Source organism: Pseudoduganella violaceinigra DSM 15887 (genome assembly GCF_000425385.1).
Lineage (GTDB): Bacteria > Pseudomonadota > Gammaproteobacteria > Burkholderiales > Burkholderiaceae_D > Rugamonas > Rugamonas violaceinigra.
In genome coordinates, this window is the sequence record NZ_AUDI01000004.1 from 227,063 (window position 1) to 247,048 (window position 19,986).

The following is a 19,986-nucleotide window of genomic DNA, read 5'->3' on the forward strand; positions in this document are numbered from 1 at the left end:
CATGCTCCAGCCGCAGAATCAGCAGACGGATGTTTTCATCTCGACAGGTATTGCCGGGCTCGATGCGATCCTGGCCGGCGGCCTGACCAAGGACCGGCTGTACCTGCTGGAAGGCGACCCCGGCACCGGCAAGACCACCATGGCCCTGCAGTTCCTGGTGGAAGGCGCCCGGCGCGGCGAGCGGGTGCTGTATATCACGCTGGCGGAAAACGAGGTCGAATTGCGCGCCGTCGCGCAGTCGCACGGCTTTTCCATGGCAGGCATCGTCGTGCACGAAGTCATTCCGGCTGAAAGCGTGCTCGATCCGGATGAGCAGTACACCGTCTTCCACCCCTCCGAAGTGGAGCTGGGCGAAACCAACCAGATGATCCTGTCGAAAATCGACGCGCTCAGTCCCAGCCGCGTGGTGCTCGATTCGCTGTCGGAACTGCAGCTGCTGGCGGGCAGCCCCTTGCGCTACCGGCGCCACGTGCTGGCGCTCAAACAGTATTTCGCCAAGCGCGCCTGCACGGCGCTGCTCCTCGACGACAAAACCGCCATCGGCGGCGACCAGCAAGTGCGCAGCATTGCCCACGGCGTGATCTCGCTGCAGCAGCTGGAATCGGGCTACGGGGCGGAGCGGCGCATCGTGCGCGTGCTGAAATACCGCGGCATCGACTACCGGCGCGGGCCGCACGACTATGTGATCGTGTCGGGCGGGATCGTCGCCTATCCCCGCATTGTGCCCGCCGAATCGCGCGAAATCACCTCGCGCCAGCAAGTCGGCAGCGGACTGCCGGCGCTCGATGTGTTGCTGGGCGGCGGCATCGAAGAGGGCTCCAGCACCTTGATCTCGGGGCCGCCGGGAACCGGGAAATCCAGCCTGGCCGCGCAGTTCGTCGTGGCGGTGACGGCGCGCGGGCAGAAAGCGGCCATATTCATGTTCGAGGAAGCGCTGAATACCCTGTTGAACCGTGGCGACGGCATCGGCTTGGACCTGCGCACGCCCCTGGCATCGGGGCTGTTGACGGTCAGCCAGATCGATCCGGCCGAATTGTCGCCAGGCCAGTTCTCGCACGCGGTCTGCACGGCTGCCGACCAGGGCGCCAAGGTGATCGTGATCGACAGCCTGAATGGCTATATGAACGCAATGCCGGAAGCGCGCTTCCTGACCACCCATCTGCGCGAAGTGTTGACCTACCTGGGGCAGCGCGGCGTCGCCACCTTCCTGGTCGGAGTGCAGCACGGCCCGCTTGGCACGATGGGCGGCAGCGTGGATGTCAGCTACCTGGCCGACAATGTGCTGATGTTGCGCTACTACGAGGCCGGCGGCGCGGTGCACAAGGCCTTGTCCGTCTTCAAGAAGCGCGGCAGCGAGCACGAGACCACCTTGCGCTCGTTCGAGATCACGCGGCAGGGACTCCAGGTGGGGGCGGTGCTGGATGATTTTCGCGGCATCCTGACGGGCGTTCCCGTCCGCGTAGGCAGGGAGAAAGGGGAAGCCGAGGATGGATGATCTCGAACAGCGTGTCGTCGTCTTTGCGCCGGTGGGCAAAGATGCGCGCTTGATCAGGCAGGTGCTGGGACCAGCCGGCCTTGACTGCCAGCTCTGCGCCGGCCTTGGCGATGTCGTGCATGCGCTGCAGCGGGGCGCGGCGGCCTTGCTCGTGGTCGAAGAGGCATTCCATGCCGAATTCCTTGGCGAGCTCACTGGATTCCTCGCGCGCCAGCCGGCCTGGTCCGACCTGCCCGTGCTGGTGCTGAGCAAGCAGGGCCTGGATTCGCCTGGCATCCACAAGATTTTCGAACAGGTGGGCAATATGACGCTGCTGGAGCGGCCGGTACGCGCCGCCACCCTGGTCAGCGCGGCCTTATCGGCGCGGCGGGCGCGGCGCCGCCAGTATGACATGCGTGAAGTCGACCGCCGCAAGGATGAATTCCTGGCGATCCTGGGACACGAGCTGCGCAACCCGCTGGCGCCGATCGGCACCGCGATGGCTGTGCTCAACAGCATGCCCGACAGCACGGCCAAGATGCGCGAGATCACGCGGATCGTCGAGCGCCAGGTCAGGCACTTGACGCGGCTGGTGGACGACTTGCTTGATGTGGCCCGCATTACCAACGACAAAGTCGCCCTGAAGTGCGAATGGGTCAGCGTCGAGACGGTGCTGCAGCATGCGGTTGAAATCTGCAGGCCGCAGCTGGACGCCGGCCGCCACCGGCTCGACCTGCGCCTGCCCGCCGGCAAGGTGCTGCTGGCCGGCGACCAGGCGCGCCTGGTCCAGAGCCTGGCCAATATTCTGGGCAACGCCGCCAAGTTTTCACCGCCAGAATCGACCATCCACCTCAGTGCGCAGGCCGATGGGGCCGACATCGTGTTCGCCGTACGCGACCACGGCGCCGGACTTGAGCCGGAGGCGCGCTCGCGCATCTTCGAGCTGTTTGCCCAGGGGCCGGCGGGACGCGCCCACGCCCTCGGCGGGCTGGGCATCGGCCTCAGCCTGGCCGATCGCTTCACGCGCATGCACGGCGGAACAGTGCAGGTGTTCAGCGCGGGAAGCGGCCAGGGCTGCGAATTTGTGCTGCGCATGCCGATCGTGGTGGCGGAGCGCCGTAGCCGCGAGCGGCTGGCGCAGGCGGCAAAGCCTGCGGCGGCGGAAGCACCGGTGCGCATCATGGTGGTGGACGACAATGTGGACGGCGCCGACATGCTGCAGACGATGCTGGAAATGGATGGCTACCTGGTGGCCAAGGCCAGCGACGGGCAGGGCGCGATCGCGCTCGCCCAGGAAATGCACCCGAATGCGATCCTGATGGATATTGGCCTGCCGGACATGCAGGGCTACGAAGCGGCGCGCCGCATCCGCGAGCTGCCGGGGGCGGACGACATTGTGTACATCGCCATGACGGGCTGGGGGCACGACGAAGCGCGCCGCCTCGCCACCGAGGCCGGCATGCAGCACTACCTGGTTAAGCCGGTCGACTTGACCGTGCTGCGCCAATACCTGTCGGAGATCACTGGCCCCCGCCCGCCATCCGGCCCAGTGCCGCCTGCCTGAAATGCTGGGGCGCAGCACCCGGCGGTCCGCCTCAGCGCTGGTCGGCTTTGGCGGCGGCAGCGTTGGCGCGTAAGGTGGTGACATTGTTGTAGCCGATCCCCCAGTTATCGGTCTCGACCTCGTCGATAATGACGAAGGTGGTGGCTGGATTCTTGTTCAGCACGCGCTGCAACAGCTCTGTGGCGCCCTTGATCAATTCCAGTTTCTGCTCGGCGGTGACGCCTTCCTTGGTGACGCGGATATTTACGTACGGCATAGTGAAGCTCCTTTGGTTGAAAGTGGGGGTTTGATGCAGCGCCAAGCCAATACGGCGCCGAGCAGCAGCAGGGTGGTGGAAATGGCCAGCGCAATGCGGATATCGTGCATGGCGCCGAAGATCGCGACGCCCATGGCGCCGCCGACCTGGCGCGCCGTGTTCAATACCGCCGATGCGGTGCCGGCCTGGCAGCGCTCCACCGACGACAGGATGGACGTCGTCATGGCGGGCACGGCCAGTCCCATGCCGCCGGGGATCAGGGCCAGGCCTGGCAGCATCTGGAGAAAAGTGGCATCGCTCGCCACGCCAAAAAAACCGAGCAGCGCATAGCCCGCGGCGCCAAGCAGGCCACCGACGATCATTGGCGTGCGCGATCCCAGGCGCGCCTGCATCCGCCCGCTGGCGATATTCGAAATGATGAACGTGCCCGTCAGCGGCAGGAATACCAGCCCCGTGTGCATCACGGAGAAGCCGCGCACCTTCTGCAGATAAAAGCTGAGAACGAAGATCACACCGTAATACGCGAAATTGACCAGCACCCCGAACAGGACCGCGCCAGAAAAGCCGAGATCGCGGAACAGTCCAAGGGGCAGCATGGGCATCGCGCTGCGCCGCTGGCTGCGGATGAACAGCGCGGCCGCAGCCAGCGCGACGAGCAGCGCGCCCTGTACCAGGTGGCTGGACACCCCGAGCGCATTGCTCTCGATGACGGCGCCGATGAAGGCCGTCAGCGCAATGATGGCAAGCACCTGGCCGGCGATATCGAAGGAACGTCCCGGATCCTTCCCGCGCAGCACGGGAACCACGCGCAGCGTGAGCCAGAATCCCAGCAGGCAAATCGGGATATTCACCCAGAAGATGCTGCGCCAGCCGGCCATGCTCATCAGCGCGCCGCCCAGCACCGGGCCCGCCGCGATCGACACGCCGCCGGCGGCCGTCCACCACGCGATCGCCTTCGCCAACTGGGCGCGCTCATCGGCATACGTGGCATTGAGGATGGCGAGCGAGCTGGGCACAAGCAGGGCGGCGCCGACGCCCTGCACGGCGCGCGCCAGGTTGAGCGCCAAGGCGCCCGGCGCCATCGCGCAGGCCAGGGACGCAAAGGTGAACAGCGCAAAGCCGGACAGGAACACCCGGCGCGCCCCGTAACGGTCGCCCAGCACACCGGCCGACAGCAGGAAGACGGCAAAACCGAGCGTGTAGGCATCGACCACCCACTGCAGCGCGCTGACGCTGGCGCCCAGTTCGCGGCCGATTTCCGGCAAGGCCACGTTCACGATGGTCACGTCGAGCTGGACGATGATGAAGGCGAAACTGGCGGCGATCAGGATGGCGGGCGAAGGCTTGTGCATGGCGAAGCTCCCTTATGTCAGCTTGAACTATATCCCTCTTTTCACATCAATAAAAATGAATAATAATGAATCGAACTATCTCGAATGGAGAATGAAAATGGAATTGTCCTCGCTGCGGATCTTCAAGACGGTGGCCGAAGAAGGCAGCGTGACCCAGGCCGCCGTGCGCCTTAACCGCGTGCAGTCAAACGTCTCGGCGCGCCTGAACCAGCTGGAAGAATCGCTGGGCGTGACGCTCTTCAACCGATCCGGGCGGCGCATGCTGATCACGGCCGAAGGCACGCGCTTGCTGGCATATGCCGACCGCCTGCTGCGGCTGGCCGACGAAGCGCAAATGTCGGTGCGCGGGGACCAGCAACCATCGGGGCCGCTGCGCATCGGCTCGATGGAAACCACCGCGGCGGCGCGGCTGCCGCGCTTGCTGGGCGCCTTCCACCGCAGCTACCCGCAGGTCGACCTGCTGCTCGACACCGGCCCGACCGACTATCTGGTGCAGCAGGTACTGAACCACAAAGTCGACCTGGCGCTGGTATCGGCCCCGATCGAACGCCCCGAGCTGGCGCAGGTGCCCGTATTTGTGGAAGAACTGGTGCTCTTGACCGATGCGATGCACGGCCCGGTCAGCGGCCCGGCCGACGTGGCGCGCCGCACCCTGCTTGGCTTCCGCAGCGGCTGTTCATACCGGCGCCGCCTGGAATGGTGGTTTGCCGATGCCGGCATCGCGCACACGAAGGTCGCCGAGTTCGGCACATTTGAAGCCATCATCGGCTGCGTGGCCGCAGGCATGGGCGTGGCGATGATGCCGCGCGAAGTACTGAAACAGCGCAACCTTGGCCGCACGGTGCGATGTCACACCCTGCCGCCCGAGGTAGCGGAAGTGGAAACGATGCTGATCTGGCGCCGCGACATCCCCCACCACCCCGCCCGCGACGCCTTCGCCGCCAGTTTCTCCCAATAAGAACGTCGGGGTCGAACGTCGGGGTCAGGTCTGTCATTTGGACACCCGCGCAAGGTCTTTGATATTTCTCAATACGCGAAATCGTGCGATTTTGCGTATTGAGATTGATCAAACTAAGTGACTGCGTGTCCAAATGACAGACCTGACCCCGACTTTGACCCCGACTTTTAATAAGAAAAAAGCCCGCGGCGGCGGGCTTTTTGGACGGAGCGTTGCGGCGGCTTACAGGGTTGCCAGGGCTGCGTTGAAGGTGGCGCTTGGGCGCATCACGGCTGCGGTCTTCGCTGCGTCAGGCTTGTAGTAGCCGCCGATGTCCATGGCAGCGCCTTGCACCGAGTTCAGCTCTGCCACAATCTTCGCTTCGTTTTCGCTCAGCGATTTGGCCAGCGGTGCGAACTTGGCTTTCAGCTCCGCGTCTTCGTTCTGCGCTGCCAGGGCTTGGGCCCAGTACATCGACAGGTAGAAGTGGCTGCCGCGGTTGTCCAGCTCGCCGGTGCGGGTCGATGGCGATTTGTTGTTGTCCAACAGCTTGCCGGTGGCTTCGTCCAGGGTCTTGGCCAGGATCTTGGCTTTGGCGTTGCCCGACTTGATGCCCAGTTCTTCGAACGATACGGCCAGCGCCAGGAATTCACCCAGCGAGTCCCAGCGCAGGTGGTTTTCTTCCACCAGCTGCTTGACGTGCTTCGGTGCCGAGCCGCCGGCGCCCGTTTCGTACATGCCGCCGCCCGCCATCAGCGGAACGATCGACAGCATCTTGGCCGAGGTGCCCAGTTCCAGGATCGGGAACAGGTCGGTCAAGTAGTCGCGCAGGATGTTGCCGGTCACCGAGATGGTGTCCAGGCCGCGCGAGACGCGTTCCAGGGTGTAGCGCATGGCGCGCGTCTGCGACATGATCTGGATGTCCAGGCCCGAGGTGTCGTGCTCCTTCAGGTAGACCTGGACCTTCTTGATCACTTCCGCTTCGTGCGGACGGTAGGTGTCCAGCCAGAACACGGCCGGCATGCCGGAGTTGCGGGCGCGGGTGACGGCCAGCTTGACCCAGTCGCGGATCGGGGCGTCCTTCACCTGGCACATGCGCCAGATGTCGCCTTCTTCCACGTTCTGGGTCAGCAGCACTTCGCCGGTGGCCAGGTCGGTGATGTTGGCGATGCCGCCTTCCGGTACTTCGAAGGTCTTGTCGTGCGAGCCGTATTCTTCGGCTTGCTGCGCCATCAGGCCCACGTTTGGCACGGTGCCCATGGTCTTCGGATCGAAGTTGCCATGCCATTTGCAGAAGTTGATCATCTCCTGGTAAATGCGGGCGAAGGTCGATTCCGGCATGACCGCCTTGACGTCGGCGGTGCGGCCGTCGGCGCCCCACATCTTGCCGCCGATGCGGATCATGGCCGGCATCGACGCGTCGACGATCACGTCGTTCGGCGAGTGGAAGTTGGTGATGCCTTTGGCCGAGTCGACCATGGCCAGCTTCGGACGGTGCTCCAGGCAGGCGTGAAGGTCTTTCAGGATTTCTTCCTTCTGCGACGCTGGCAGCTTTTCGATCTTCTCATACAGGTTGACCATGCCGTTGTTGACGTTCACGCCCAGTTCGTCGAACAGCTTGGCGTGCTTCTCGAACGCTTGCTTGTAGAAGATGCGCACGCAGTGGCCGAATACGATCGGGTGCGATACCTTCATCATGGTGGCTTTGACGTGCAGCGAGAACATCACGCCGGTTTTGTAGGCGTCGTCGATTTCGCGTTCGTAAAATTCCAGCAGGGCTTTCTTCGACATGAACATCGAGTCGATGATTTCGCCGGCCTGCAGTGCGACTTTCGGTTTCAGGACGATGGTCTTGCCGGATTTGGTCAGCAGTTCCATCTTCACTTCACGCGCCTTGTCCAGGGTCATGGACTTTTCGCCGTGGTAGAAGTCGCCGCCGTGCATATGCGACACGTGGGTGCGCGATGCCTGGCTCCATTCGCCCATCGAGTGCGGGTTCTTGCGTGCGAATTCCTTGACTGCCTTCGGTGCGCGGCGGTCGGAGTTGCCTTCGCGCAGAACAGGGTTGACGGCGGAGCCGATGCACTTGCCGTAGCGGGCTTTCAGTGCCTTGTCTTCCTCGGTCTTGGCGTCTTCCGGGTAGTCCGGCAGCTTGTAGCCGGCCGCTTGCAGTTCGCGGATGCAGGCGATCAGCTGGGCGACGGATGCCGAAATATTCGGCAGCTTGATGATGTTGGTGTCGGCGTGCTGGGTCAGGGCGCCCAGTTCGGCCAGGTTGTCCGGCACTTTCTGCGCATCGGTCAGGTATTCCGGGAAAGCTGCCAGCACGCGGGCGGCGACGGAAATGTCGCTGGTGACGACGTCAACGCCGGCCGGCGCTGCGAACTTCTGCACGATAGGCAGCAGGGAATAGGTCGCCAGCAGTGGCGCTTCGTCGGTCAGGGTGTAGATGATTTTGGACTTTTGAGTCATGTTTTATTCCCTCAAATGCGGATGGTGTCCGCTGGTAATTCTTCCTGGGTCGTACCGGTTTGGCACACCCGGGCGGTGTTTGGCCGGCGATTGCCGACCGGATTAGCCGCATATTGTACTGCAACGAGTGCTCAGAGGAATGGCCGAATCAATTGACCCAGATAGGAAGTCGGGGCAGCGGCGCCCTGGACGCCCACTTCGCCCTTGCCGATCCGGCCCGGCGGCTGGCGGTACGTGCGGAACAGGTGGTCCCACAGCATCAGCCATTCGCCGAAATTGACCTGGGCGTCCTGGTAGTCCCGCTTGTGGTGCCAGCGGTGGGTTTCGGCCACGCCAAACAGGTGGCGCAGGGGGCCGAGCGAGTAATCGAGGTTGGCGTGCTGGAAGGCCAGGTGGACCGAAAGGATGGCCAGGGCGGCCGACATGGCGGCGGCCGGCGCGCCGCAGGCCAACAGCAGGCCCATGCCGGGGGCGCCCATCAGGATGGCATGCAGGGGGTGGCGGCGTTCGCCGTTCAGCCAGTACAGGCGTTCGCTGCTGTGATGGGCTTCATGGAAGCGCCAGAGGCGGTGGCTGCGGTGGCTGAGCCAGTGCATGGCGTAAAAGCCGAAGTCCAGCACCAGGATGGCGCTGCCGGCCTGGGCCCAGAGCGGCCATGCCGTCGGCCAGAGCATTGAAACGGGCAGCAGGGCGCGCAGCCAGGCCAGCGCTTCGAGGCTGCCATACAGGATGGTCAGGTTGACCAGGAAGTGCAGGCTGTCGGTCGCCGTGTCGCCATGGCCGGTGTGCCAGGCGGACTCATAGGGCTGGCAGCGTTCGAGTATTGCCACGATTGCAATACCGGCGAGGGCCAGCGCGGGGAGGGTGGGCCAATAGGGCAGGCCGGCACCGGCCGCCCAGAGGATGGCGGCCGCCGTGCCGCCGAAGATGGCTGGATAGCTGAGATAGCGAATTGCCCATTGCATCATTGTCGAGTCCTCCGGGAATGAATGAAGGGCCAGCTTAGGGCTTGCCGTCTCAGGCGGCTTGAACGAAAGAGCTGTCCAGGGTGATGCCGCGCAGCAGGGCGGCCGGGCTCATGCCAAACATTTCCCGGAAGGTCCGGGACAGATGGGCGGAGTCGGAAAACCCGGCGGCGTGCGCGGCGGCGGTCAGGTTGCCGCCCTGCGCCAGCCGGTGCAGGGCCAGTTCCAGGCGCAGCCATTTGCGGTAGTTGCGTAACGGCAGGCCGGTCTGTTCGACAAACCAATGCGAGAATCGGCTGGGCGAGATGTTCGCCAAGGCTGCCAATTCGTGGCGCCCATAGTTGCCTTCGCTGAGCCCGGCGCGCAGCGCACCCGCCACGCTTGCCATGCGCGGGTCCGGTGGTGCGGGCTGGGGCAAGCCGAAGGCATCGCGCAGGACGCTGCGCAGGCATTGGCCATCGCCCGCGGCCAAGCGCAGCTTGGCGCACAGGCCGGCGTCGAGCGGCTGCGCTTCCATGGCGGACGGCGCGCAAAGCGCCGCGCCTTCCGGCGTGAGCGGATCGATATACACCAGCAGGGCTTGTTCCGCGCAGACGCAATGCTGCAGTCCGGCGGGAATGCTGATGCCGGCGGCCCGCATCGGCCTGGTAGGAAAGGCGACCCCGACTTCCCCCTCGAACGCGACGACGAGCTGGTGCGCGGAATGGGCATGCAGGGCATGGGCCCCGACGGTGCCGTGAAAGACGCCGAAGCCGGCAGCGAGCAGGGCGCTGCCCGACCAGGCGGCGGGCGGCATCACGCTGCCGCGCATTTACGCACGGTATCCCAGGTGCGGGTCGTGATGTCCTTGCCGAAGGTCTTTTCGATGAGACGCATGAAGACCGGCCCGTCGCTGCTGGGTACATAGGTCGAGAATACCTCGCTGCCGATCACTCCCAGCATTTGCGCGCCGTCGACCGCTGGCGGCAGGGCCGCCTCGGATGGCGGCGCCGCGCGCAGGAAGCTGACCACGCGTTTGGCGGCCGGATCGGCGCCAAGGCCGGGGTAGGGATCGTCCGCCAAGAGCGCCTGCAAGTGCTGCTGCGGGCGGATGATGGTGTAGAAACTGCGCCCGAGCGCCTGTTCCATGGCCGCTTCAGCTTTGCGCTCGAGCGTCGGCACGGCGCTGCTGCGCGCATCAAATGCTACATTGCCGCTTGATAGAAGCGTTCTGACGTTGGAAAATCCCGCACTTTCGAAGGCGGCTTTGAGCTCCGGCATCTTGCAGTTCATCGGGCTGACGCCGCGGAGCAGGGCGATATAGCGAGGCATTGTGTTTCAAATAAGAGTTGAACCGAAGGGATTATCGTTCGAAACGGACGGCGAAGCCAGTCTGCTGGTGGCGGCCGCCCGCGCCGGGGTGGTGCTACCCAGCTCGTGCCGCAACGGCACATGCCGCACCTGCATTTGCCAGGTGCAGAGCGGCAAGGCGCGCCATCGGCTCGAATGGCCGGGCTTGAGCGTCGACGAACAGCGTGCAGGCTACATTCTGCCGTGCGTGGCGGTGGCCGAGACCGACCTCGTCATCGTCGCGCCGGCTGCCAAGTTTACGACAAATTGTTAAAGGACTTTCTCAACTCCCCATGCAGTTGCTATAGTAATTGTTATTGCAATTGACGGAATCACCATGGCAACACGCAGAGACTTCCTCCACCTGATGGCAGGCACCGCATTGGCGGGACTGCCCCTGGCCGGCCATAGCCGCAGCCAGCCTGAGCCGGAACCTCCGCCCGATATCTTCGATGCCCAGATGCTGGACCTGGAATTCTGGGTCAAGCCGCGCACGCTGACCGTGGTCCGGCCGCAAAGCGGCGAAAAGGCCAGGCTGCTGTACTGGAAGGATGGCGATATCATCGATTCGGCCTACCAGGAGCTGTGCCACCTGCTGCGCGACGTGAACGGGAAGGAAACCGCCGCGATCGACCCGAAACTGTTTGAAACCTTGTGGGGCGCGCAGGCCTTTGTGCAGCGTTTCGGCATCGACAGCCCGCTTGAGATATTGTCGGGCTACCGCACGCCGGCCTCGAACAAGCGCTTGATCGAGCAGGGCATTCCGGCGGCGCGCCAGTCGCTGCACATGAGCGGGAAGGCGGCCGATATCCGCATCCCGAACCTGAATGCCGAGGTGCTGGGCGGCCTGGTGCAGAGTTTCCGCCAGGGCGGGGTTGGCTTCTACTACCGCGAAGGCCCGCGCGGCGGCTGGATCCACGCCGATACGGGCCTGCAGCGGACCTGGAAAGGCTGAGGGGAACGGCGGGCGCAGGCGGACCCGGCTACCGCCGCTCAATGATAGTAATACGCCGGCGTCGGCACCGCATCGGTCCGCGCCAGCCGTTCCGCTTCCAGGTCGACCGGATGGTCCCACCAGATATTCCAGCCGGCCCGCTGATCCTCGACCATCTCCGGATGCTCCTGCAAGAGCTGGCCGAAGAAGGCATCAAACTCAGATACATATTCGTTTACTTTCATACCGCCTCCCAACGATTCGGTTACACTCCTGACCCATGTTTAATCACGATGATGAAGCGGCCAAGCCGCGTTTTCGCCCGGTACCTTGGACCGCACTGGAAACCCCGCAGGACGTCGAGCTGTGGATCGCCGAGCACGACCTGGCGCTGAAGGAGCACGTCGGCAAGCAGGAAACCGGCTATGGCGTGTGCTTCAGCCTGGCCGAGGGCGGCGAGATCTACATGCAGACCACCGAGGGCGCCGTTATCCTCGATGTTACTCCGGATGCCGATTGGGTGGAGCCCCTGTTGTGCGCCATTTCCGGCGCCGAGCCGCCCCAAGGCAGGCTGTGGACGCTGCCGGAAGACAAGCTGGTCCAGCTCATCCTTGGCCTGTCGACTCTGGTTGTCACCACCACCCTCGTCGTTGGCCATCATTTCGGCCGCCGCCGCTCTTATTAAAGGATCCCCGATGCGCTTCTTCGCAATTTTGCTGGCCGCCGCCGCCCTGCACGCCAATGCCGCCGACCTGCTGCAGACCGTCAAGGCGCGCGGGACGCTGAAAGTGGCGATGGAAGGCGTCTACCCGCCGTTCAATTTCAAGGAAAAGAACGGCGAGCTGGCTGGCTACGATGTGGATGTGGCGCGCCTGGTGGCTGGCAAGCTGGGGGTGAAACTGGAATTCGTCACCTCGGAATGGGCCTCGATCCTGGCCGGCCTGGCCAGCAACAAGTACGACGTGATCATTTCCCAGGTGGGCATCAATCCCAAGCGCGAGCAGGTCTTCGATTTCAGCGCGCCCTACATCTATTCCTCGCCGATGCTGATCTTGCGCAAGGACGAGAAGAACAACTGGACTTCGCTGGAACAGATGAAGGGCAAGCGCGTCGGCGCCGGGCAGGGCAGCGTGTACGAGATGCAGGCCAAGGCCGTGAGCGGGATTGAGGTCAAAGGCTATCCGGCCGCGCCGGAACAATTGCAGGACCTGGCCATGGGCCGTATCGACGCCGCCCTGAACGACAGCCTGATCGCCGCCTACCTGCTGAAGACCACCAAACTGCCAATCAAGGCCGGGGCCCGGGTGGGCGCCACCGAACGCATGGGCATTCCCTTCCAGAAGGGCAATCCCGAATTCAAGGCCGCCATCAACAAGGTGCTGGCCGATGCCGCCGCCGACGGCAGCCTGAAGGCGATTTCCGTGAAGTGGTTTGGCGTCGACGTCAGCAAGGCTCCCTAAGCATGGAGTGGCTGGAACTGCTGCACGAAGCGGCGCCCGCCATGCTCAAGGGGGCCGGCTACACCCTGGTCTTTGCCATGGCGTCGATGGTGGGCGGGCTGGTGCTGGGCTTCCCGACGGCGGTGCTGCGTATCCTGCCATGGCGCTGGCTGCGCTGGCCGGCCAATGTGTACGTCAGCCTGATGCGCGGCACGCCGCTGCTGGTGCAGATGTTCGTCATCTACTATGGCCTGCCCTCGATCCACATCGAGTTCACGCCGGTGACGGCGGGCATTCTGGCCCTGAGCCTGAACGCCGGGGCCTATCTCTCGGAAAGCCTGCGCGGGGCCATCCTGTCGATTCCCAAAGGCCAATGGTCGGCCAGCTACAGCCTGGGCATGGGCTATGGCCAGACCCTGCGCTACATCGTCATGCCGCAGGCGCTGCGCATTGCCGTTCCATCGATGAGCAATACCTTGATCAGCCTGATCAAGGATACTTCCCTGGTCTCGGTGATCACCATCACCGAACTGATGCTGTCGACCAAGGAAGTGATTGCCACGACCTTCCGCCCCCTGCCGCTCTACCTTGCGGCCGCGGCGATTTACTGGGTGCTGAGCCTCGCTTTCGAGCAATTACAACGCTTTGCGGAGCAACGCCTGAACCGCGCCCATCGTCACAGCTAGCTGCTCGACATTGCCACAAAGGCATGCTAGGCTGGAACCAATATGGATAAAGACCAGCATGCCAGGCAGGCGGCGCAGGCGACCGTCATCCGGCCCGCCGTCTCTGGACTGGCAGGCATCGATTCCCTCTTGCCTGGCGATGCGATGCTGGCAGCCATGGGCGGGACGCCCCCCACGGTGTACGCCAGCATGCAGCGTGCCGACGGCGCCCTGCAATTGGCGAGCGACCAGGACTATTTCAACGATCTTTACCTGCTGGCGCCGGTCGGCTATTTCGTCCTCGCCGGCGATACCACGATCCTGCAGATGAATCTGGTGGGCGCCGATCTGCTTGGCCTGCCGCGCGATAATCCCGACGGTATCGGTTTCCGCCAGTTCATCGCGCAGCGCTTCACGGCGGACTTCGACGCCTTCGTCAGCAACAGCCTGTCCACGGAAGAGCCGCAGCGCATGGCGCTGCAAATGACGCGCGGCCGGGGCGACCGCGGCTTCGCTGTCACCCTGCTCGGCAGCGGCACGCCGGGGGCCTCGCAGCTGCGCGTGGTGCTGGAAATGGCGGAAGGCAAGCTGGCCGCGCTGGAAAAAAGCGAAGAGCGCTTCCGCCGCATCGTGCACAGTGCGGAAGAGGGGATCTGGGAAATCGACGCCGCCGCGCGTACCAGCTTCGTCAATCCCAAGATGGCCGCCATGCTTGGCTATACCATCGAAGCCATGCTGGAACAGCCCCTCGTCGCGTTCATGGACGACGAGGGCCGCTCCCTGCTCGAGCGCAATATCGCGCGCCGCCAGCAAGGCATGGCCGAACGCCACGAGTTCAAATTCCTGCGCAAGGATGGCAGCGAGATGTGGGCCACCCTGGCCACCAATCCCATCTTCGATGCCGACGGCAGCTATCTGGGCGCGCTGGCGCTGGTCAGCGATATCACCGAGCGCAAGCTGTCGTCCGAGCTGATCTGGCACCAGGCCAATTATGACGCCCTCACGGCGCTGCCGAACCGCAATATGTTCCAGGACCGGCTGGCGCAGGAAATGAAGAAGGCCCGGCGCGACGGGCTCTTCCTGGCGCTGCTGTTCATCGACCTCGACCAGTTCAAGGAAATCAACGACCGCCTCGGGCACGAGATGGGTGATGCGCTGCTGGTGGAAGCGGCGCGCCGCATCGCCGCCTGCGTGCGCGCCTCCGACACCCTGGCGCGGCTGGGCGGCGATGAATTCGTGGTGATCCTGCCCGGCCTCGACCAGGTCAGCAATGCCGAGCGCGTCGCCCAGCAGATCATTGCCGCCCTGAACCGGCCGTTCCTGCTGGGCGAGAGCAGCGGCTCGGTGTCGGCCAGCATCGGCATCGCCCTGCACCCGTCGGACGCCAACGACCCCGAGCAATTGCTGCGCAACGCCGACCAGGCCATGTACGCCGCCAAGAATGCCGGCCGCAACCGCTACAGCTACTTCACGCCCGATATGCAGGCCGCCGCCCAGCTGAGGCTGCGCATTACGCACGACCTACAAATGGCGGTAAGCAACCAGCAGTTCGAGCTGCACTACCAACCCATCGTCAACCTGCACACGGGCGCCATCGAACGCGCCGAAGCGCTGCTGCGCTGGCGCCACCCCGAGCGCGGCATGCTCAACCCGGCCGAGTTCATCGGCAGCGCCGAAGCCAGCGGCGTCATCCTGGAAATCGGCGACTGGGTGTTCCGCCACGCCGCCGACCAGGCCAAGCGCTGGCAGGAAGAGCTGGGGCGCCCCTTCCAGATCAGCGTCAACCAGTCGCCGGTGCAATTCCGCCTGGGCCAGGAATTTTTTGAAGAATGGATGCGCTACGTTGAGCGCTTGGGACTGGCGCCGCGCAGCATTGTCATCGAAATCACGGAACGCCTGCTGCTTGACGAAAGCGGGCCCGTGATGGAGCGCCTGCGCCAGTTCCGGTCTATGGGCCTGCAGGTCGCGCTGGACGACTTCGGCACCGGCCACTCGGTGCTGGCCCACCTGAAGAAATTCGACATCGATTATTTGAAGATCGACCGCAGCTTCGTGATGGACCTGGCCGGCGACTCCGGCGACCTGGCGCTGTGCGAAGGCATCATCGTGATGGCGCACAAGCTGGGCCTGAAAGTGGTTGCCGAAGGGGTGGAAACGGAAACCCAGCTGAACCTGCTGAAAGCGGCCGGCTGCGACTACGCCCAAGGCTACGTTTACGCCCACCCCATGCCCCCCGCCCAGATGGGCGCCATGGCCCGCGGCCCCGCCAAACTGGCAAACTGAAAGCCGTGGTCAGCTCTGGCAATCGGACATGTTGCGGTAGGCCTGCAGCGCACGGCTGACCGTGCGCACGGAAACCTGGCAGAATTGCGCGATTTCCGCCATCGTGTAGGTGTGCGACAGATAGGCCTGCGCCATGGCCTGTTTCCGGTCCGGCTGCTCGAAGTATTCGGCTAAAGGCCGCACGATGGCCCGCCGCAAGATGCGTTTGATTTCCAGGGGATTGCCTGGAATTGGGCGGCGCCCGGCCTGCCGGCAGAACTCATCGTCGCCGAAAAACAGCTGGTTGCGCACGGCGCGGAAGGGATTTTCCTGCCCGATGCCCTCCAGGACAAAGACTTCAAAGGCCGCGGTCGCTGTGGCGCGGTCGCTGCCGAAATGCGCCAGCACGGCGTCGCGGGCCAGCCATGCCGGCGCGTCGAGTGTGCCGACCAGGGCGCCGTAGCTGCTCCACAGCCAATGGGCTGGATGGGTGGTCATGCCTGCGCGCACGGGGTTTAGCACGGCGTAGCGCGTCAGCTCCATCAGGTACTCGTCTTCCTGGCACAGGACGGCGTGATAGCGGCCCTGGAAGACATGCCCCACCAAGCCGTGCTGGCGGTTGAAGTACTGCGAGTAATTGCCGTTCAGGTAGCGCATGCCGCGCGACAGCTGGCCCTGCCGCGTCCGCACCACGAGGTGGTAGTGGTTGCCCATCTGGCAGTAAGCTTGCACGGCAAAATCGAAGCGTTCGCAACTTTCGCCGAGCAAGTCCAGCCACGTCAGGCGGTCGCTATCGGTGCGGAAAATGGTGCAGCGCCGGTCGCCGCGCGACGTCACGTGGTAGCAGGCGTTGTCGTGTTCGATGCGGAGAGGTCTGCTCATGGGCCGAGTGTAGGCCCGGCCAGGGGGAAGGGCTTTGCGCCCGCGCAAGAGATGGCCAGAAATGGCGGATTGCCAGAGCTGCCCCCGGCTTTTGAGCTGCTATTAACTGAGGCGCAGCAGCGAGACGACCCGGTCGCGGTTGATGCCGACCAGGGCGGAGGTCAGCGAGACCAGGGCGGAGTAGCCCGGCTGGTCGGCGATGTTGGCGAACACGTCGGCCATCTGGCCCATGCCGGCGACTTCCAGCTCCGGCAGGTCGAATTGCATGCGCTGGGTGGTGAGCGCGAGTTCCTGGCGCACTTTCGATAGGGCGGCTTCCACGTGCGCCAGCGCTTGCGTGACTTGCTGCAGCGTGGCGCGCATGGTTTCCATATCGCTGGCGCCCCAGCCTTCCGGCATCACCGCCGGCGCTTCGGCGTCCGCTTTGAGGCGGTTCAGTTGGCCGGCCGGGAAGCGGATGCCCGAGCCTTGCACCGCCAGCGCGTCGCGCACGCCGGGCCAGTTGCTTTCCGCGGTCGTGAACACCAGCTCGCCGTCTTTGTTGACCGAGACGCGCACGCCGGCCGGCGCCAGCGCCTGGTCGAAGCGGGCCACGACTTCGGCGTCGGACAGGCCGGGCGCCAGGTGCACCGAGCGCAGGCCGGCCGTGCCGCCGCCGACCGCAATGGCCAGGGTTTCGCGGGCGCCGTTGCGCAGGTTGGCCAGCGTCATGCCGCGCACGGTGAAGGTTTGCGTGGCGGGGTCGTTGGAGAAGTTCAGTTGCGCGTCGAGCGTGCCGCCGGACGCCTGGGCGCGGTTGCGCCAGGTTTCGGTGAACTGGCGCACGCGCTGTTCCACCTGGCCGTCGCGCATCTGGCGGCTGGCCAGCTTGGCGGCGATGTCGGTCTTCAGGGCGCGCAACTGGGCTGCGCTCTGTTCGAGGAAGTCGATGGCTTGCTGGGCGCCCGAGACGTCGTTCTGCCGCGGGGCGTCGAAATTGCTCAGGCCGCGCCGCAGGGGGGCGGGGGCGGGCGCCGTGCTGGCCGCTGCCTGGTCGACTGCCGCGCCAGCTTCCGCCAGCGCAGACTCAGCCGTGTTGGCCGCCGGGTTGGCGGGGGCACGGGCACTGAGGCCGGGACTACTGGGGCGCTGGGCAATTTCCATGATCTTCAGGACAGGACGTTGAACAGGGACAACCCGCTGACCTTGGCATAGGCCTGGTAGGTCGCTTGCAGGGCGCTATTGTATCCACTGAGCTGGGTGGCCGCGAGGCCATAGTCCAGCTGGGCGATATCGGTGATGGCGATCTTGTTCGACAGGCTGACGTTGCTGTGGTTGCTGGCCAGCGTTTCCATCACATTCTGCGCGCCGCCGAACTGGGCGATCTTGCCCGAGACCAGGCCGAGCGCCGTGTCGGTGCCGTCCAGCGCGGTCTTCAGCGCGGCCTGCAGCACGGGGTCGCTGGCGTTGACGGTGGGCTGTTTCAGCAGGTCGATGGCAGTGTCGAGCTGGTTCAGATAGGTTTCCATGCCGCTGACCGTGACGTTGGCCGGCTGGGTAATGCCGTTGCCGACCACCACGTCCTGCGAGCCGTTATTGCCGATATAGCTGTAGCGCGAGCCGATGGCGCCGGCCGCGTTGAAGGCCAGGGCCGGGGTCGAAGTCAGGGTGCCGGAAAAGATGTACTTGCCTTCCTGGTCGCGGGTATTGCTGTTGAAGAACAGCGAGTCGCGCAGGGCGCTCAGGCTGTTGACCATGGAATTCAGGTCGGCCGGGGTGTTGGCGCCGTCCGACGCCCAGACGAACAGGTCGCGCGCCGCGCCCATATCGCCCACCATCGAGGTCAGGTAGGTTTCATTCTTCGACAGGCGGATCTTCACCGCGTCGATATTTTCAATGTACTGGCCGACGATATTTTCCTCGCGGCGCAGGCGCGACAGGCGCACATTGGCGATCGGCTCGTCGGACGGCACCTGGATCTTGTTGCCCGAGGCCATCTGCTCGGTCAGCTTGGCGATCACCGACTGGTTGATCTGCAGCGAGCGGTTCATGGAAGCCTGGAACTGGCTGGACGCGATACGCATGTCAATTTTCCTCAGAACAGCGCCAGCGTGGCGTCGAACAGTGTGTTGGCCACGGCGATCACTTTCATGTTCGCCTGGTACATATTCTGGAATTCGACCAGGTTGATCGCTTCCTCATCCTTGTTGACCGAGCTGGTGGCGGCCCAGTCGTCTTCCGACTGCTCGCGCACGGTGGCGGCGGTGCCCAGCAGCGATTGGTTCTGGCCGCTGTCGATGCCGAGCTTGCCCACCAGCTGGGTGTCCGCGTCGCCCAGCAGCACGGTGCCGATCGAGGCCAAGGTCACCGGCTGGCCCTTGATGGCGATCAGGGCTTGCAGGTTCTTGCTGTCGCCCGGCGTGCCGTCGGAGGAGAAGGCCAGATCGGCGGCCTGCATGCCGGGCGTGATGCTGAGGATGCCGCCGGCGCCGGTCGGGTTGAAGGTGAACAGGGCGGTACCGGCCGCGCCATTGGGCTTGAAGCCGGCGGCGAGCTGGGTGTTGACCAGGTTCGCCATCTGGTTGGCCATGTCGGTCAGCGAAGTCTGCAGCGGGGCCAGGGTATTCTTTTCGAAATCGCCGAGGCCGCCCAGCTGGCCGCCCACCTTGGTGTCGTCCAGGCCGAAGGTGGTGCCGGCAAATTTCAGTTCCAGCGAGGCCGGGGTGGTCGAGGGATTCATCGACAGGGTGCCCGACAGGTTGCCGGCCACCAGGGGCTGGCCGCTGCGCAGGGAGACGCTGCGCGTGCCGTCGGGCTGCTCCAGCACCTCGATCGAGACCAGGTTGGCCAAGGAATCGATATTGCGGTCGCGCTCGTCGATCAGGGCCGAGACATTGGTGCCGGCCGCGCCCGAGCTGTTGATGCGCTGGTTCAGCGCCGCGATATTGGCGCTCAGGGTATTCAGCTGCGGCAGCATGGCGTCGCGCTGCTGCGTGATCGAGACCTGCTGCTGGCGCGTGACGTTGTAGATGCTGTTGAACGATTGCGCCATGGCGTTGGCGGCGGTCAGCACCTGCTGGCGCAGCGGAGTGGAGACGGGGTCGACGCCGGCCGCGTTCAGGGCGCGGAAGAACTGGTCGACGCCGTTCGACAGGCTGGTCTTGTCGTCGCCCATCACCCGTTCGAGCTGGGTGAAGTAGGGCTGGGACTGGCTGTGCGCGCCGAGCTCGGAATTGGCGCGCCACAGTTGCTGGCTCTTGTAGGAGTCGGAGAAGCGCAGCAGCTTGCTCACTTCGACGCCGAAGCCGGGGCCGCCGGAACCCACGGCCGGGGCGACGGCGGACAGCAGCACACCCTGGCGGGTATAGCCTTTAGTTTGCAAGTTTGCAATGTTCTGGCTGGTCGTGTTGATCGCGGTCTGGGCGGCCAACGATCCGGACAGGGCATTGTTAATTATCGACATGGTGCAATCTTCC

General features: G+C 64.5%; 20 protein-coding genes. 9 read left to right on the plus strand and 11 right to left on the minus strand.

Translation table 11 applies throughout. The features are described 5' to 3' along the window. Position 1 precedes the first annotated feature (1 nt). Together H597_RS29750 and H597_RS29755 are read left to right on the plus strand one after the other, a co-directional pair. On the plus strand, positions 2 to 1,495 hold the full coding sequence (locus tag H597_RS29750; RefSeq protein ID WP_051293538.1) for an ATPase domain-containing protein: 1,494 nt from the start codon (positions 2 to 4) through the stop codon (positions 1,493 to 1,495). After that, positions 1,488 to 3,038, plus strand: a complete 1,551-nt coding sequence (locus H597_RS29755) for a hybrid sensor histidine kinase/response regulator (RefSeq protein ID WP_051293539.1) — start codon at positions 1,488 to 1,490, stop codon at positions 3,036 to 3,038. Before H597_RS29750 ends, H597_RS29755 begins: the two co-directional genes overlap by 8 nt. Positions 3,039 to 3,069: 31 nt before the next feature. Here the strand turns inward: H597_RS29755 and H597_RS0104795 are convergent, their stop codons facing one another. Both H597_RS0104795 and H597_RS0104800 read right to left on the minus strand, forming a co-directional pair. Then, a complete protein-coding gene (locus H597_RS0104795; protein WP_028101129.1) occupies positions 3,070 to 3,294 on the minus strand; it encodes a tautomerase family protein in 225 nt (74 codons plus the stop codon). Next, positions 3,282 to 4,646 carry an MFS transporter gene (locus H597_RS0104800; RefSeq protein WP_028101130.1) on the minus strand — a complete coding sequence of 455 codons (1,365 nt, stop codon included), beginning with the start codon at positions 4,644 to 4,646 and terminating at the stop codon, positions 3,282 to 3,284. Before H597_RS0104800 ends, H597_RS0104795 begins: the two co-directional genes overlap by 13 nt. Positions 4,647 to 4,743: 97 nt before the next feature. Between H597_RS0104800 and H597_RS0104805 the strand changes: the two genes are divergently transcribed. After that, complete coding sequence (locus tag H597_RS0104805; protein WP_028101131.1) at positions 4,744 to 5,604, plus strand: LysR family transcriptional regulator; 861 nt, start codon at positions 4,744 to 4,746, stop codon at positions 5,602 to 5,604. 222 nt (positions 5,605 to 5,826) lie between these two features. Here H597_RS0104805 and H597_RS0104810 read toward each other — a convergent pair whose 3' ends face one another. The 4 genes from H597_RS0104810 to H597_RS0104825 form a co-directional block, all read right to left on the minus strand. Beyond that, a complete protein-coding gene (locus H597_RS0104810) occupies positions 5,827 to 8,055 on the minus strand; it encodes an NADP-dependent isocitrate dehydrogenase (protein WP_035373121.1) in 2,229 nt (742 codons plus the stop codon). Positions 8,056 to 8,186: 131 nt separating this feature from the next. After that, the gene (locus H597_RS0104815; protein WP_229632090.1) at positions 8,187 to 9,023 is read right to left on the minus strand and encodes a sterol desaturase family protein; all 837 of its coding nucleotides are present in this window, start codon (positions 9,021 to 9,023) and stop codon (positions 8,187 to 8,189) included. A 49-nt stretch (positions 9,024 to 9,072) separates the two neighbouring features. After that, positions 9,073 to 9,831 carry an AraC family transcriptional regulator gene (locus tag H597_RS0104820; RefSeq protein ID WP_028101134.1) on the minus strand — a complete coding sequence of 253 codons (759 nt, stop codon included), beginning with the start codon at positions 9,829 to 9,831 and terminating at the stop codon, positions 9,073 to 9,075. Continuing rightward, positions 9,816 to 10,331 (minus strand): DUF1697 domain-containing protein, encoded by a 516-nt coding sequence (locus H597_RS0104825; RefSeq protein WP_051293540.1) that lies wholly within the window; start codon positions 10,329 to 10,331, stop codon positions 9,816 to 9,818. Before H597_RS0104825 ends, H597_RS0104820 begins: the two co-directional genes overlap by 16 nt. A 10-nt stretch (positions 10,332 to 10,341) precedes the next feature. Between H597_RS0104825 and H597_RS0104830 the strand changes: the two genes are divergently transcribed. Both H597_RS0104830 and H597_RS0104835 read left to right on the plus strand, forming a co-directional pair. Continuing rightward, positions 10,342 to 10,623, plus strand: coding sequence for a 2Fe-2S iron-sulfur cluster-binding protein (locus H597_RS0104830; protein WP_371850717.1), 282 nt, complete (start codon positions 10,342 to 10,344; stop codon positions 10,621 to 10,623). Between the two features lie 63 nt (positions 10,624 to 10,686). Beyond that, positions 10,687 to 11,304 (plus strand): YcbK family protein, encoded by a 618-nt coding sequence (locus H597_RS0104835; protein ID WP_028101137.1) that lies wholly within the window; start codon positions 10,687 to 10,689, stop codon positions 11,302 to 11,304. Positions 11,305 to 11,342: 38 nt separating this feature from the next. On the opposite strand, the gene H597_RS0104840 is transcribed toward H597_RS0104835, so the two are convergent. After that, positions 11,343 to 11,528, minus strand: a complete 186-nt coding sequence (locus H597_RS0104840; RefSeq protein WP_035373125.1) for a DUF3460 family protein — start codon at positions 11,526 to 11,528, stop codon at positions 11,343 to 11,345. Positions 11,529 to 11,563: 35 nt separating this feature from the next. On the opposite strand from H597_RS0104840, the gene H597_RS0104845 reads away from it, so the two are divergent. Genes H597_RS0104845 through H597_RS0104860 form a run of 4 tightly spaced genes read left to right on the plus strand, consistent with a single transcriptional unit; the run spans position 11,564 to position 15,670 of the window. Then, positions 11,564 to 11,968: a hypothetical protein gene (locus H597_RS0104845; RefSeq protein WP_028101139.1), complete on the plus strand. Its 405-nt coding sequence runs from the start codon at positions 11,564 to 11,566 to the stop codon at positions 11,966 to 11,968. A gap of 10 nt (positions 11,969 to 11,978) precedes the next feature. Next, a complete protein-coding gene (locus tag H597_RS0104850) occupies positions 11,979 to 12,743 on the plus strand; it encodes a transporter substrate-binding domain-containing protein (RefSeq protein ID WP_028101140.1) in 765 nt (254 codons plus the stop codon). A gap of 2 nt (positions 12,744 to 12,745) precedes the next feature. Next, a complete protein-coding gene (locus H597_RS0104855; protein ID WP_028101141.1) occupies positions 12,746 to 13,408 on the plus strand; it encodes an amino acid ABC transporter permease in 663 nt (220 codons plus the stop codon). 42 nt (positions 13,409 to 13,450) lie between these two features. After that, positions 13,451 to 15,670 carry a putative bifunctional diguanylate cyclase/phosphodiesterase gene (locus tag H597_RS0104860; protein WP_229632091.1) on the plus strand — a complete coding sequence of 740 codons (2,220 nt, stop codon included), beginning with the start codon at positions 13,451 to 13,453 and terminating at the stop codon, positions 15,668 to 15,670. Between the two features lie 9 nt (positions 15,671 to 15,679). On the opposite strand, the gene H597_RS0104865 is transcribed toward H597_RS0104860, so the two are convergent. The 4 genes from H597_RS0104865 to flgK form a co-directional block, all read right to left on the minus strand. Beyond that, positions 15,680 to 16,531 (minus strand): transposase, encoded by an 852-nt coding sequence (locus tag H597_RS0104865; protein ID WP_028101143.1) that lies wholly within the window; start codon positions 16,529 to 16,531, stop codon positions 15,680 to 15,682. A 102-nt stretch (positions 16,532 to 16,633) separates the two neighbouring features. Beyond that, positions 16,634 to 17,674 (minus strand): hypothetical protein, encoded by a 1,041-nt coding sequence (locus tag H597_RS0104870; RefSeq protein ID WP_028101144.1) that lies wholly within the window; start codon positions 17,672 to 17,674, stop codon positions 16,634 to 16,636. 5 nt (positions 17,675 to 17,679) lie between these two features. Then, positions 17,680 to 18,594 carry a flagellar hook-associated protein FlgL gene (gene flgL, locus H597_RS0104875; RefSeq protein WP_028101145.1) on the minus strand — a complete coding sequence of 305 codons (915 nt, stop codon included), beginning with the start codon at positions 18,592 to 18,594 and terminating at the stop codon, positions 17,680 to 17,682. Between the two features lie 11 nt (positions 18,595 to 18,605). Then, positions 18,606 to 19,973: a flagellar hook-associated protein FlgK gene (gene flgK / locus H597_RS0104880; protein WP_028101146.1), complete on the minus strand. Its 1,368-nt coding sequence runs from the start codon at positions 19,971 to 19,973 to the stop codon at positions 18,606 to 18,608. Between the last annotated feature and the right edge of the window lie 13 nt (positions 19,974 to 19,986).

Bases quoted from the DNA above. Each gene is read 5' to 3' on its own strand.
- H597_RS0104805 (WP_028101131.1), top strand. From the start codon at position 4,744: ATGGAATTGTCCTCGCTGCGGATCTTCAAGACGGTGGCCGAAGAAGGC.
- H597_RS0104810 (WP_035373121.1), bottom strand. From the start codon at position 8,055: ATGACTCAAAAGTCCAAAATCATCTACACCCTGACCGACGAAGCGCCA.
- H597_RS0104860 (WP_229632091.1), top strand. From the start codon at position 13,451: ATGGATAAAGACCAGCATGCCAGGCAGGCGGCGCAGGCGACCGTCATC.
- H597_RS0104870 (WP_028101144.1), bottom strand. From the start codon at position 17,674: ATGGAAATTGCCCAGCGCCCCAGTAGTCCCGGCCTCAGTGCCCGTGCC.
- H597_RS29755 (WP_051293539.1), top strand. From the start codon at position 1,488: ATGGATGATCTCGAACAGCGTGTCGTCGTCTTTGCGCCGGTGGGCAAA.
- H597_RS0104825 (WP_051293540.1), bottom strand. From the start codon at position 10,331: ATGCCTCGCTATATCGCCCTGCTCCGCGGCGTCAGCCCGATGAACTGC.
- H597_RS0104795 (WP_028101129.1), bottom strand. From the start codon at position 3,294: ATGCCGTACGTAAATATCCGCGTCACCAAGGAAGGCGTCACCGCCGAG.
- H597_RS29750 (WP_051293538.1), top strand. From the start codon at position 2: ATGCTCCAGCCGCAGAATCAGCAGACGGATGTTTTCATCTCGACAGGT.
- H597_RS0104815 (WP_229632090.1), bottom strand. From the start codon at position 9,023: ATGATGCAATGGGCAATTCGCTATCTCAGCTATCCAGCCATCTTCGGC.
- H597_RS0104820 (WP_028101134.1), bottom strand. From the start codon at position 9,831: ATGCGCGGCAGCGTGATGCCGCCCGCCGCCTGGTCGGGCAGCGCCCTG.
- H597_RS0104840 (WP_035373125.1), bottom strand. From the start codon at position 11,528: ATGAAAGTAAACGAATATGTATCTGAGTTTGATGCCTTCTTCGGCCAG.
- H597_RS0104855 (WP_028101141.1), top strand. From the start codon at position 12,746: ATGGAGTGGCTGGAACTGCTGCACGAAGCGGCGCCCGCCATGCTCAAG.
- H597_RS0104800 (WP_028101130.1), bottom strand. From the start codon at position 4,646: ATGCACAAGCCTTCGCCCGCCATCCTGATCGCCGCCAGTTTCGCCTTC.
- H597_RS0104845 (WP_028101139.1), top strand. From the start codon at position 11,564: ATGTTTAATCACGATGATGAAGCGGCCAAGCCGCGTTTTCGCCCGGTA.
- H597_RS0104835 (WP_028101137.1), top strand. From the start codon at position 10,687: ATGGCAACACGCAGAGACTTCCTCCACCTGATGGCAGGCACCGCATTG.
- flgK (WP_028101146.1), bottom strand. From the start codon at position 19,973: ATGTCGATAATTAACAATGCCCTGTCCGGATCGTTGGCCGCCCAGACC.
- flgL (WP_028101145.1), bottom strand. From the start codon at position 18,594: ATGCGTATCGCGTCCAGCCAGTTCCAGGCTTCCATGAACCGCTCGCTG.
- H597_RS0104850 (WP_028101140.1), top strand. From the start codon at position 11,979: ATGCGCTTCTTCGCAATTTTGCTGGCCGCCGCCGCCCTGCACGCCAAT.
- H597_RS0104865 (WP_028101143.1), bottom strand. From the start codon at position 16,531: ATGAGCAGACCTCTCCGCATCGAACACGACAACGCCTGCTACCACGTG.